This is a genomic window from Flavobacterium macrobrachii, assembly GCF_014486675.1.
GTDB lineage: Bacteria > Bacteroidota > Bacteroidia > Flavobacteriales > Flavobacteriaceae > Flavobacterium > Flavobacterium macrobrachii.
The window spans coordinates 39,896-52,344 of record NZ_JACTAC010000015.1 but is presented as its reverse complement, the minus strand read 5'-3'; the positions used below and the strand labels follow the sequence as shown (position 1 = coordinate 52,344).

Annotated in this window: 11 protein-coding genes and 1 pseudogene; 10 read left to right on the top strand and 2 right to left on the bottom strand. The window is 29.8% G+C overall.

The features are described from left to right. The 9 genes and pseudogenes from IAI56_RS05450 to IAI56_RS05410 all read left to right on the top strand — a co-directional run. Nucleotides 1-414: ATP-grasp domain-containing protein (locus IAI56_RS05450; protein ID WP_483400931.1), on the top strand; the 414-nt coding region annotated here is incomplete at its 5' end. A gap of 184 nt (nt 415-598) precedes the next feature. Continuing rightward, the gene (gene gwsS / locus IAI56_RS05445) at nt 599-1,690 is read left to right on the top strand and encodes a grasp-with-spasm system SPASM domain peptide maturase (RefSeq protein ID WP_187656910.1); all 1,092 of its coding nucleotides are present in this window, start codon (nt 599-601) and stop codon (nt 1,688-1,690) included. Beyond that, a pseudogene (locus IAI56_RS05440) lies at nt 1,683-1,910 on the top strand (cysteine peptidase family C39 domain-containing protein); the annotation flags it as partial. The gene gwsS (IAI56_RS05445) and the pseudogene IAI56_RS05440, both read left to right, overlap by 8 nt. A gap of 283 nt (nt 1,911-2,193) precedes the next feature. Continuing rightward, a complete protein-coding gene (locus IAI56_RS05435; protein ID WP_187656909.1) occupies nt 2,194-2,457 on the top strand; it encodes a hypothetical protein in 264 nt (87 codons plus the stop codon). 138 nt (nt 2,458-2,595) lie between these two features. Further along, nucleotides 2,596-4,344 (top strand): hypothetical protein, encoded by a 1,749-nt coding sequence (locus IAI56_RS05430; RefSeq protein ID WP_187656908.1) that lies wholly within the window; start codon nt 2,596-2,598, stop codon nt 4,342-4,344. 9 nt (nt 4,345-4,353) lie between these two features. Further along, nucleotides 4,354-5,280 carry an ATP-grasp domain-containing protein gene (locus IAI56_RS05425; protein ID WP_187656907.1) on the top strand — a complete coding sequence of 309 codons (927 nt, stop codon included), beginning with the start codon at nt 4,354-4,356 and terminating at the stop codon, nt 5,278-5,280. 152 nt (nt 5,281-5,432) lie between these two features. Next, the gene (gene gwsS, locus IAI56_RS05420) at nt 5,433-6,524 is read left to right on the top strand and encodes a grasp-with-spasm system SPASM domain peptide maturase (RefSeq protein ID WP_187656906.1); all 1,092 of its coding nucleotides are present in this window, start codon (nt 5,433-5,435) and stop codon (nt 6,522-6,524) included. Next, nucleotides 6,517-8,709, top strand: coding sequence for a peptidase domain-containing ABC transporter (locus IAI56_RS05415; protein ID WP_187656905.1), 2,193 nt, complete (start codon nt 6,517-6,519; stop codon nt 8,707-8,709). Before gwsS (IAI56_RS05420) ends, IAI56_RS05415 begins: the two co-directional genes overlap by 8 nt. Nucleotides 8,710-8,746: 37 nt before the next feature. Further along, a complete protein-coding gene (locus IAI56_RS05410) occupies nt 8,747-10,030 on the top strand; it encodes an HlyD family secretion protein (protein WP_187656904.1) in 1,284 nt (427 codons plus the stop codon). 4 nt (nt 10,031-10,034) lie between these two features. Here the strand turns inward: IAI56_RS05410 and IAI56_RS05405 are convergent, their stop codons facing one another. Both IAI56_RS05405 and IAI56_RS05400 read right to left on the bottom strand, forming a co-directional pair. Then, nucleotides 10,035-10,649, bottom strand: a complete 615-nt coding sequence (locus IAI56_RS05405; protein WP_187656903.1) for a deoxynucleoside kinase — start codon at nt 10,647-10,649, stop codon at nt 10,035-10,037. Further along, complete coding sequence (locus tag IAI56_RS05400; RefSeq protein ID WP_222940979.1) at nt 10,649-11,446, bottom strand: hypothetical protein; 798 nt, start codon at nt 11,444-11,446, stop codon at nt 10,649-10,651. Before IAI56_RS05400 ends, IAI56_RS05405 begins: the two co-directional genes overlap by 1 nt. A gap of 122 nt (nt 11,447-11,568) precedes the next feature. Between IAI56_RS05400 and IAI56_RS05395 the strand changes: the two genes are divergently transcribed. Continuing rightward, nucleotides 11,569-12,447: a GLPGLI family protein gene (locus IAI56_RS05395; RefSeq protein WP_187656902.1), complete on the top strand. Its 879-nt coding sequence runs from the start codon at nt 11,569-11,571 to the stop codon at nt 12,445-12,447. Nucleotides 12,448-12,449 lie beyond the last annotated feature (2 nt).

Genomic DNA, 12,449 nt, shown 5'->3' with positions numbered 1-12,449 from the left:
GTTTATTGTTATACAAAATTTGTGGATAAGAATTTAAAAAAGAAGGAGCATTTTTTCCCTTCTTTATTACAAGAATACATCCAAAAGAAGTATGAATTAAGAATATTTTTTTTAAACGATAAGTTATATTCAATGGCTATATTTTCTCAGGAAAGCGAGCAAACTAAAATAGACTATAGAAATTATCAAAAAGAAAAGCCTAATAGAAGAGTTCCTTATAAATTACCAATAGAAATCGAAGAAAAATTGATTTTTTTTATGAGAAAAATTGAGCTTAATTCAGGTTCAATAGATATGATTGTTACTTATAGTAATGAATATTATTTTTTAGAAGTTAATCCGGTTGGTCAATTTGGAGCCTTATCATATAATTGTAATTATAATATTGAAAACTTAATAGCAGACTATTTATGATATGAATAAAAGTGAAGTAAAAAAAATAGTAAAAAGAAATTTAATTAAAATGCCATTGATTTATAATACAGAATTAGATTATAAAGAGAGTGCGGTCTCAGATGGTAAAATAACAAAATCACTAAAGTTTGTAAGCAATAGATTTGCTATATCTTCATTTTATAAACAAATTTCTAGATTTTAAATGGTGGACAAGAATTATTATAATTTTTTTTCAACCTCTATTGTTTCAACAGGAGCTAATAGAGGTTTAATTATTGATTTACAAAGACAGAATTTTCATATTGTTCCTAATACCTTTATTGATGTTATAGAGTTTTTTAAAAAGAAAGTGTCTATTGAGGATGTTTATGAAATGTACAATGAAGAAAGTAAAGTTGTTATGAACGAGTATATGGAGTTTTTATCTAGCAATAGTCTAGGTTTGACATGTGATAGTGATGAATTTGATAGATTTGTTGATATGGATACTACTTTTGATTTTCCTTCATATTGTAGTAATGCGATAGTTGAAGTTTGTCCAGATACATTAAAACATTTAGAAAAAATCGTAAATTGTCTAGAAAAACTTCTTCTTGTAAATGTACAGTTTACATGTTTTTATCCAATTCCAATAGAAGATTTAAAGCATCTTTTAGTTGTAACCAAAAGTATTGAGGCTAGAGGAATTGAGTTAATTTTAGAATTTTCTGAAGATCTTTTAGTTTTTCTACCTAAAATAGACGAATATAATTTTAGTATTACATCAATCACCATTCATAATACAAAGAAGGAAATTCTTTATGGTAAAAAAACAACCTTTAAATTGAATTTTTTAAAAAACAAAATAGAGTCTTTTAAACATTGTGGAATTGTTGATATAAAATATTTCAATACTAATAAATTAAAAGTACTAGAATCATTAAATCACAATTCTTGTCTGCATAAAAAAATCTCCATAGACAAAGATGGTAACATAAAAAACTGCCCATCAATGTCACAAAGCTTTGGCAACATAAAAGACACTACACTAGAAGAAGCATTGAATCATCCTGATTTTAAAAAATACTGGAACATTACCAAAGATCAAATAGATGTTTGTAAAGATTGTGAGTTTAGGCACATTTGTACTGATTGTAGAGCTTATGTTGAAGAACCCGAAAATCAGTACTCAAAACCATTAAAATGTGGTTACAATCCTTATACAAACGAATGGGCAGAATGGAGTACAAATCCATTGAAGCAAAAAGCAATTGAGTATTATGGAATGCAAGAATTGGTAAAAAAAGATGGGTAAAAAATTTCCTCACTACAAACAAGCCGATTCCAAAGACTGCGGTCCAACTTGCATGAAAATCATAGCTAAATACTATGGTAAAACTCTTAACATACAACAACTTCGTAATTTATCTGAAACAACCTGAGAAGGAAGTAATTTGTTAAACCTCTCCGAAGCTGCCGAGCAAATTGGTTTCAGGACTTTGGGCGTTAAAATCAGCACTAGTAGGTTAAGGGAAATAGTATAGTCTAGTGTATTGCTTTGAACAAGTTAGAATTAGCTTGTTTAAAGATTATTGAGAATATGTTATGAATTCAAATATTGTCTAAAGAAATATTCTCTAAAAGGTTAACATAATTAGGATAAAAAGTAGCGTTACTTTTTATTTATTCCTTATAGATTTGAAATAATTAAAATCATTCTTACATTATGTTATATTGAAACAAAGTGTACGTTGTGGAAAGTAAGCTTATGTATAATGTTTTTAGGAAATCAATTTAATAATTAAAATTTTAGGAATTATGAAACTAGAAAGTTTAAAGAATGACAAGTTTAAAGAAAACACTTTAAAAAAAGAGCAAATGTTTCAATTAAATGGTGGTGGTACAAAAACTCCTGGTGGTCATGGATGTGGTACTGGAACCTTAGCGTCTAATCCTAATGCCCATTATGAGTATGATTTTGGATATGATATTGATCGTAATGGTAGTATTACTTACCATGACAGAACAAATGTTAGGATAATTAGTGCCGCAGAATGCGGTGAAATACAGGGGCGTTTTTAAAATTAATACAAAAACTAGTTGTTTTCAAGTAAGCCTATTCATTTAGGCTTATTTGATGTACTAATAAATCCCGTCAATACTATTTTGATTATTATGAGTAATCAAAATAAAATTTATAATGCATACACATTTAAAATAATGAGAAGAGTAGCTATTGTATCATTAATTTTCTTTTTAAATATTTTTTTTACTTTTTCAGTTACTGGTCAAAACAGATTATTTAAAAGTAGTTATCATCAAAAGAATTTTGAAAGAAATAAAATCTATGATCAAACTTATAATTTATGGAAATACAAAAATAAATGGATTCCTAATAAGCAAGATACTTTGTTAAATTCATATTTCGTGGATGATAGGAGCTACAAAGGTTTAATTAATTATGGTTTAACTTTTAGAAATAAGGTTTATAGAACTTTTCAATACGTGGAAGGACTTTATATGCATTTTTTGAAGGTGGAATTTGAAAAAGCGAGATTCAACCCGAATGATAGTATCATAGAAATAGAAGGATATGTGTCAGGCGGTTGGGGTGATTTAGCATTGAATTTACAGAATGAGAATAGTGTAGAAAACACTATTGATGTATTTCTTGGAGAAAAAATAGATACAATCAAGCATTGTTATTATAGAAAAATTGTTAATGAAGAATATATAGAAACGAAATTGAATAACAAAGACGTAGATGAAACTACAATAATTGACTCCTTTCCTGCTTTCTATTTTAAAAATTCTTCACACTATCGAACAAAAGCAAAAGGGAAAAGATATTTTAAGATAAAAGGTAAAGTTACTAAAAATACTCTACTCGCTTTTGGTGGTCTAAATTGTTATTCTGAGATTTTTGATATTGGAGCAATGATATATGAACCTGATAAGAACAAACAAAAACGGATACTTAGGAGAGAGGAAATGGAATATAGACCGCTTATCGTTCAAAATAGATTGGTTGCAGATATAGAGAAGGAAAAGCAAAGTGCAAAAGAGGTAAATTATTATACGTTTACTGAAAAAGCCGAAAATTATATTTTAAAAAGACAATATGCTTTCGCCAAAGAAAGCTATCTCCTTTTAGATAAAGAATACAAAACAATTTTTGCAAGAGATATTCACAATGCTATACGATGTGCTGTATTATCTAGAGATTTTAAAAATGCATTTTATTTTGGAAAAAAATTAGCCCAGAAAGGGGTTGAAAAAAAATATTTTAATTCTAAAATACTTAGTTCATTGAGAAAAAATCGTGAATGGAATGAATTTATCTCAGATTATGACTCATTATTTATTGAAAGCCGAAATAAAAAAAATATTAATTTAAAAGAACAAATAGAGCAATTAGTTGAAGAAGACCAAAAAGAATATGGCTTAGAAACTAGAAATGATAAAGTTCTCTATGAAACTACTGAAAGGGTTACAAATAAATTAATAGAATTATTAAAAAAAGAGGGTTATCCGTCTGAAGAAAAAATAGGGGTTTATGTAAAAAATGATACTATTTTGATAGCATCTCCTGATTATCATGTATTAATTAGACATGCTATTCAGCAGAAACCTAAAGATCTCAAAATTTTGAATGAGTTGCTCAATAAAGGTATTGAAAAGTATGAATATGATAGTAAAAGAAGTCCAAATAACGTCATGTTTTACAATTCTTGCTTTCATATCTATAAGGGTAATTTATACAATTCAAAGTCATGTGGTAAAAATGATTTGGCTGTAAAGAAAATCATCTTCAGATTTAACAATCCAAACGGATTTATTATGGATTATGGAAATTTTATAGTTTCAGAATACAATGCTAGCAATCCAAAAGAGAAAGATGATTATTATAACCAAAATTTTAATTTCATAATGAAGCTCACCGATGACTGGGAGTTTTATGAAAAATAAGTAATCATTATGGTTTTAATCTACAGTAAAGATGTTGACGATTTTGTGAATAATGTAATAGATTATTTAAATATTGACTTTTTTAGAATAGGAGAGTTTGATAAAGTTGAAATTGAATCAATGAATTTTAGTAATGAAAGTAGTTCCTATATTTTAAAGAATGAATATTTAAAAAATATAGAATTGGAAAAAATTCGGAGTATTTGGTTTAATGGAGGATGTATTAATTCAGGTACTGATGATTATGAAAATAAATGTTATGAAGTTTTGAATGATGCTTTTGTTTTACAAAAACCTATTAAAAAAATAGGAAAGCGAATAGCTGACTTTGAAACTAATAGACTTGATATGATGATAGAAGCAAAACAACAAGGATTAAAAATCCCACATACATTAATTACTGGGGGAAAAGAAAAACTGCTAAAGTTTTACAAGAAATATGAAAATAAAAATGGTATTATTTCTAAAAGAATATTAGATAGTTACTTTTATGAGGATGATGAGTTTTTGTATAATTTTAACTCAACTTTCCAGATCACTTCGGAAATTCTCTCAGAGTTACCAAACGAATACACTATTTCTTTTTTTCAAGAGAGAATTATAGCCGATTTTGAGATTAGGGTAATCTACATTGATGGTACTTTTTATTCAGCCGCTGTTCACAATTTTGATGATAATATAGATATTAGGAGTAAATTCAGAAATATGGATAGTCTAAGAATTGTTCCTTTTCAATTACCTTTAAACATAATGAATAAACTTGAAAATGTTTTTAAAAAATTTAATTTGAATTACGGTTCTGCAGACCTTATGTACAGCAATGATGAGTATTATTTTCTCGAAATTAATCCTACAGGACAAATAAGTTTCATCAATAATGTATGTAATTTCAAACTAGAAAACAAATTGGCTGAAATTTTAAAAAATGGAAAATAAAAAACCTGTAAATGTTTTTAATACTTTAAAAGTTAATAAAGAACATCAAAATCAGATAAAGCATAAAAGCAGTCTTATCACTATCCAAGCTTATCAAAATTCTCGAAATATATCCAAACCTTTCGTCAAACCCATTTCAAAAATAATTTAAATTGAAAGAATCTAAATTCGTCTTATTTGCAGATTGTATTCCTGTTAAGGGTTTTAATAGAAGCATAATTTGCGATACTCAAAATAATAAACATTATCTCATACCGAATGGGTTATATGATGTATTAATTCAGTACAATGGTAAATCGGTTGAAGATATAAGAAATGATTTTAAGCAAAAATATAATGCGATAATTGATGAATATTTTGATTTTCTAATCGAAAATAAATTAATTTTTTTTAATCCAAATCCTGACTTATTTCCCAAGATAGATATTGTTTGGGATTCTCCTTCATCTATTACAAACATATTGATTGATTATGATGAGATAATTCACGATTTTAAAAAGTTATTAATTCAATTTGAAACTTTAAAATGTTCCTACATTCAGTTACGCTTTTTTAGTAAAATTAATATCGATTATTTACGATATATCGCTCAACTTTTAAAAGATGGAAAATCGAGGATTGTTTCCATTGATTTTATAATACCACATAATGAGTTCTTGGTAATTGAAGATTTGAATTCATTATTGTCAGATAATAGTAGAATACATTCAATTATTATATACAATTCTCATAACAATAAGAGCTACAATTCTATAACTCAAAAAATGGGTTACATAATGGAAGTCAAAAGAAATATACTTAATGAAAAACATTGCGGAATTATTAATCAGGAGTATTTTTATTCAAACATTCAACTTTTTACAGAATCCCAACACCATAACACTTGTCTAAATCGTAAAATCTCCATAGACAAAGACGGCAACATAAAAAACTGCCCATCAATGTCACAAAGCTTTGGCAACATAAAAGACACTACACTAGAAGAAGCATTGAATCATCCTGATTTTAAAAAATACTGGAACATTACCAAAGATCAAATAGATATTTGTAAAGATTGTGAATTTAGACATATTTGTACTGATTGTAGAGCTTATGTTGAAGAACCCGAAAATCAGTACTCAAAACCATTAAAATGTGGTTACAATCCCTATACTAACGAATGGGAAGAATGGAGTACAAATCCATTGAAGCAAAAAGCAATTGAGTATTATGGAATGCAAGAATTGGTAAAAAAAGATGGGTAAAAAATTTCCTCACTACAAACAAGCCGATGCCAAGGATTGCGGGCCAACCTGCCTGAAAATCATAGCCAAACACTATGGTAAGAACCTCAATATACAACAGCTTCGTAGTTTGTCAGAGACTACCCGTGAAGGAAGTAATTTATTAAACCTCTCTGAAGCAGCAGAACAAATAGGTTTTAGGACTTTGGGCGTGAAACTTTCTTTTGAGAAAGTAAATGAAGCACCTTTACCTTGTATTTTGCATTGGAATGCTAATCACTATGTAGTCCTTTATAAAATCAAAAAAGATAGGATATTTATTTCTGATCCTGCTTTTGGATTGCTTGAGTACAGTAAAGCAGAATTTATAAAAAACTGGATTGGTAATAAAGCTGAGGAAGACACCGAGGAAGGAATTGCTTTATTGGTTGAGCCTACACCTAAATTTTATCAATCAGAATTTGATAAAGAAGAAAAAGCATTTGGTTTTGGATTGTTATTCAAATATATATTTCCTTATAAATCTTTTGTAGTTCAGTTAATAATCGGTCTGCTGGCTGGAAGTTTGTTGCAACTTATTTTTCCGTTTTTAACGCAGAGTGTTGTTGATGTAGGTATCCAAAATCAAAACATCCATTTTATTTATATGGTTTTGGCTGCACAATTGTTTTTGTTTTTTGGAAAAACGGCTTTGGAACTTATCAGAAGTTGGATATTGCTCCATCTATCTACCCGAATTAATATTTCCTTGATATCCGATTTTTTCATCAAACTGATGAACTTGCCTATATCCTTCTTTGATGTTAGGATGACTGGAGATATCATGCAACGCATCAGTGATCATCATAGAATTGAACGAATATTAACTACTTCGTCGTTGAATGTTTTGTTTTCGATTTTCAATATGTTTATCATGGGCGGTGTTTTGGCGTATTATAATTTGAAAATTTTTACTGTTTTTTTTATTGGAAGCTTACTGTATTTTTTGTGGGTAACACTTTTTCTCAAGCGAAGAGAAGCTCTAGATTATAAGCGATTTTCAGAAGTTAGTCAGGAGCAAAGCAAAGTAATTGAACTCATTAACGGCATGCAGGAAATAAAACTGCACAATGCTGAAAAACAAAAACGTTGGGGTTGGGAATATGTTCAGGCACGACTTTTTAAAGTCTCGATGAAAGGATTGGTTTTGGAACAAACACAAAGTATAGGTTCTAATTTTATTAATGAATTAAAGAATATCATCATCATTTTTCTGTCTGCTAAATTGGTCATTGATGGACAAATTACGTTAGGTATGATGATGGCAATCAGTAGTATAGTAGGAAGTTTAAATGGACCAATTGTTCAATTAATAAGCTTTATTAGAGAAGCACAGGATGCAAAGATTTCACTAGCACGTCTTTCTGAAATTCACGAAAAAGAAGATGAAACAGCTAGTATTGATGAGAAAATAAAAGAAATTCCTAAAGATGCCACAATCACTATCAAGGATTTATCTTTTCGCTATATTGGTTCCGATGTAAATGTTTTAGAAAATCTAAATCTAATTATTCCTCCAAATAAAATAACAGCGATAGTAGGAACTAGTGGAAGTGGAAAAACTACTTTAATGAAATTACTTCAACAATTTTATGAACCTAATGCTGGAGAAATTTTAGTAGGGAAAACATCTCTGAGTAAAATAGCTCCAAAATATTGGCGAAGCCATATTGGTTCTGTCATGCAAGAAGGTTATATTTTTAATGATACTATTGCCAATAATATTGCTATTGGTGTTGATAGCATCGATAAGGAAAAACTACTTTATGCAGCTGATGTTGCCAATATTAAAAATTTCATTGAAGATTATCCGCTTGGTTTTAATACCAAAATTGGTATGGAAGGCGTTGGGATGAGTACTGGACAAAAGCAACGATTATTGATTGCAAGAGCCGTTTATAAAAATCCTGAAATGTTGTTTTTTGACGAAGCAACATCGGCACTTGATGCCAATAATGAAAAGGAAATTATGGAAAAATTAAATGTGTTTTTCAAAGACAAAACAGTTGTTGTAATTGCTCATCGACTAAGTACCGTGATGAATGCTGACCAAATTGTAGTGTTGGAAAAAGGAATAATTATTGAGACTGGAAATCATCAAGAGCTAATAAAACGAAAAGGAAACTACTACGAATTAGTGAAAAATCAATTGCAGTTAGGAACATAGCACTTCGACTGCGCTCAGTGTGACAAAAAAACTAAATATGCCTGAAATTAAAGAAATAGAATTAAGAAGCGAAGAAGTACAAGAAATCTTGACGCGTGTTCCTCATTGGATGATTCGTTGGGGGAATGTTGTCATACTATTGTTACTTTTTTTAGTATTTTTGGTTTCCTGGTTTGTAAAATATCCTGATATCATTGTAACTGAAATCGTCATCACTACCCAAATTCCACCGGAAAAATTAATTGCTAGAACTTCGGGAAGAATAGAAGCTATTTTAATTGAGGATAAAGAAAATATTTCGAAGAATACGCCATTAGCAATAATAGAAAATGCGGCAAATTATAAAGATATTTTTCTTTTAAAAAGTATAGTTGATACTATTAATTTGGATAAAACTTCATTTCCATTTCATTTGCTCAAAACAACTCAACTAGGTGAAGTTGAAAGTTCTTTTGCTTTATTTCAAAAAGAATATATTGCTGATGAGCTTAATTCAAAATTACAACCCTACAAAGTTGAGAATAATGCACAAAACTATGAAGGTCAACAATTGAAAGAGCGTTTGATGTTATTAGTAGCACAGAAAGAGATTACTCAGAATGAATTGGTTCTGCAAAAAAACGACTTGGAACGTTATGAGAATTTGTTCAAAAAAGGAATTATTGCAGCGCAGGAAATAGAAAAGCAACGGTTACAGTATTTGCAAGCAGAAAAGAATTATAAAAGCTTATTGAGTTCTGTTTCTCAAATGAAATCTTCTTTGAATGATTTGAATAGAACAACCAAAACAACTAAAATAAACGAGACCAAAGAAACTGTAATCCTTGAGCGAAATTTATTTCAGTCTTTTTATGAATTAAAAAAAGTAATTAAAAATTGGGAATTGAATTATGTTTTACGTTCTTCTATCGAAGGAAGAGTAACTTTTCTTCAAATATGGACGGAAAATCAAACGGTAAATGCTGGAGACAATGTATTTGCAATAATCCCATCCGTTGGTAAAAATTATTTGGGTAAAGTTAAAGCTCCAGCTCAAAACTCTGGGAAAATAAAAGTTGGTCAAGAGGTAAATATTCGTTTATCTAATTTCCCAGATCGTGAATTTGGAATGCTAAAAGGAAAAATTAGCGCCATTTCCTTAACTCCAGATAAAGAAGGAAATCTTTTAATCGATGTTTCATTGCCAGAAGGTTTAAAAACTTCTTATAAAAAGCAAATCACATTTCAACAAGAAATGTCTGGTTCGGCTGAAATAGTTACTGAAGATTTACGATTGATAGAACGATTATTGTATCAGTTTAGGGATGTTTTTAGGAGATAAGTTTCTAAAACAACCCGTTTAACTCGGCATCAATTCTATTGATAATCATTCCTAAATCTTCGGGATTGTTGACAAAATCGATATCATCAACATCAATGATTAATAATTTCCCTTTTTCATAAGTACTAATCCAAGCTTCATAGCGTTCGTTCAATCGGCTCAGGTAATCAATCGAAATCGAGTTTTCATAATCGCGTCCGCGTTTGTGAATTTGTCCCACAAGATTTGGGATGGAACTTCGCAAATAGATTAACAAATCCGGTGCGCCAACCAATCCTTCCATTAATTCGAATAGCGAGGTATAGTTTTCAAAATCGCGATTGGTCATTAAACCCATTGCGTGAAGATTGGGTGCAAAAATGTGTGCATCTTCATAGATTGTTCGGTCTTGGATGATGTTTTTTCCGCTTTCTCGAATTTGCAAAACCTGACGAAATCTGCTGTTGAGGAAATAAATTTGCAAATTGAAACTCCAGCGTTCCATTTGATGATAAAAATCGTCCAAATAAGGATTGTCAACTACATCTTCAAAATGAGGTTCCCATTTAAAATGTTTTGCCAAATATTTTGTCAAAGTTGTCTTTCCTGCACCGATGTTTCCTGCGACTGCTATATGCATTATGGTATTTTTATTTTATAATTCTTAATTTCTTGGCTGGTAAAAATAGATAAAATTTGGTCTTTGTAATAAAAATTTCCAAACGAATTCTCAACAATTTCTATTTCTATCACCGATTGGGTTTTGGTATTCAAGTAGTATAATTTTACTCCAACTGAAAATAGGAGCTTTTCATTATCAATGATTTGAATGTTTTCAAAGGCAGGAATATTGCCTAAGAGCGTCTTTTTTCCAAAGATATCGCAGGAAAACCAATTGTTGTATTCGTCAATCCAATAGAACGTATTGAAATCGGTTTGATAAAATTTAATTTCGTGTTCTATCGGAATGGGTAATTCTTTCACGGTGTTTTTTAGGTAATCAAAAAGAATTAATTTTTGAGTAATGGCATTGTAAATCCAAAACTGATTTTGTCCTGCCAAACCAATTTTTGAAATGATTAAGGAATTGTTTATTTCGGTAAAGTCTATTTTCCTAATTTCATTCAGCTGATTATCGAGCATAATGGCTGTATTGAATTGCTCGTAAAACAAGACAATTTGCAAGGGATTAATAATGTCAACCGAAGTGATTTTTCCTAGCGGAAGGTTTTTGTATTCCCAAGTTTGGTTTCCAGATTGTTTTACAAAAACATTATTTTTTATGAAATAGCTATTTCTAAAATTATCTAAACCACAATAAAAATCAGCCGAAGATGAAGTTTCTTGTTCCAAAACTGTTTTAATGCGTTGAGCATAACCAACAATTGGCATTGTAAAAAGCACTATAAAAAGACAAAAAAATATTCTCTTACTCATACAGCTAATTTAATTAAACTAAATCAATTTTATGCAGTCTTATAATTTTTAACAAAACTTTGGTAACACTTTACTTAAACAATCGTCATATTTGTTATCGAAATGACAAAAATAATCTAAAAATGAAAAAGTTTTTCTTCCTACTAACTGTTTTACTAACAACAGTTTCATTTGCTCAAAAAGAGTTTCAAGGCATGGCAGTTTATGAATCCAAAACCAGTACTGCCGATTTCAAATCCCGATTTGAGGCAAACAAAGAAATTACTCCAGATATGCAAAAAATGATTGAAGAACGTATGAAGAAAATGTTTGAAAAAACATTCATTTTGAATTTCGATAAATCAGCTTCTATATATAAGGAAGAAGAAAGACTTGATGCTCCGGGACAAGGACAAGGCGCAATGCGTATGATGTCGTCGTTTATAGGTGGCGGCGGAACGCATTATAAAAATGTAAAGGAAAAAATTTATAAAGTTGACAAAGAATTTATGGGAAAAGAATTTTTGGTAAAAGATTCTTTAACAAACTATAATTGGCAGATGAGTGGTGAAACTAGAGTAATTGGCGGTTATAATTGTTTTAAGGCAACAGCTGTAATTCCAGCTAGTAAAACTGATTTTAGAAATTTCCGTCCAAAGCGAAATGACGATAAAAAAGACGAAAAGCCTATAGAAGAAGCTAAAAAAACCAGTTTTTTAGACGAGGTAGATTTGCCAAATGAAATCACAATTACGGCTTGGTACACGCCAGAAATTCCAGTGAGTCAAGGTCCAGAAGGTTATTGGGGTTTGCCAGGTTTAATTCTTGAAGTTAATAATGGAAAAACGACCATACTTTGTTCTAAAGTAGTTTTAAATCCAAAAGATAAAGCCGATATCAAAGCTCCAACTACAGGAAAAGAAGTTTCTCAAAAAGAATATGATGAAACGGTGACCAAGAAAATGGAAGAGATGAGCGAAATGGGTGGACGCGGTGGTTTTCAAATGAGAACAGGACGATAAAA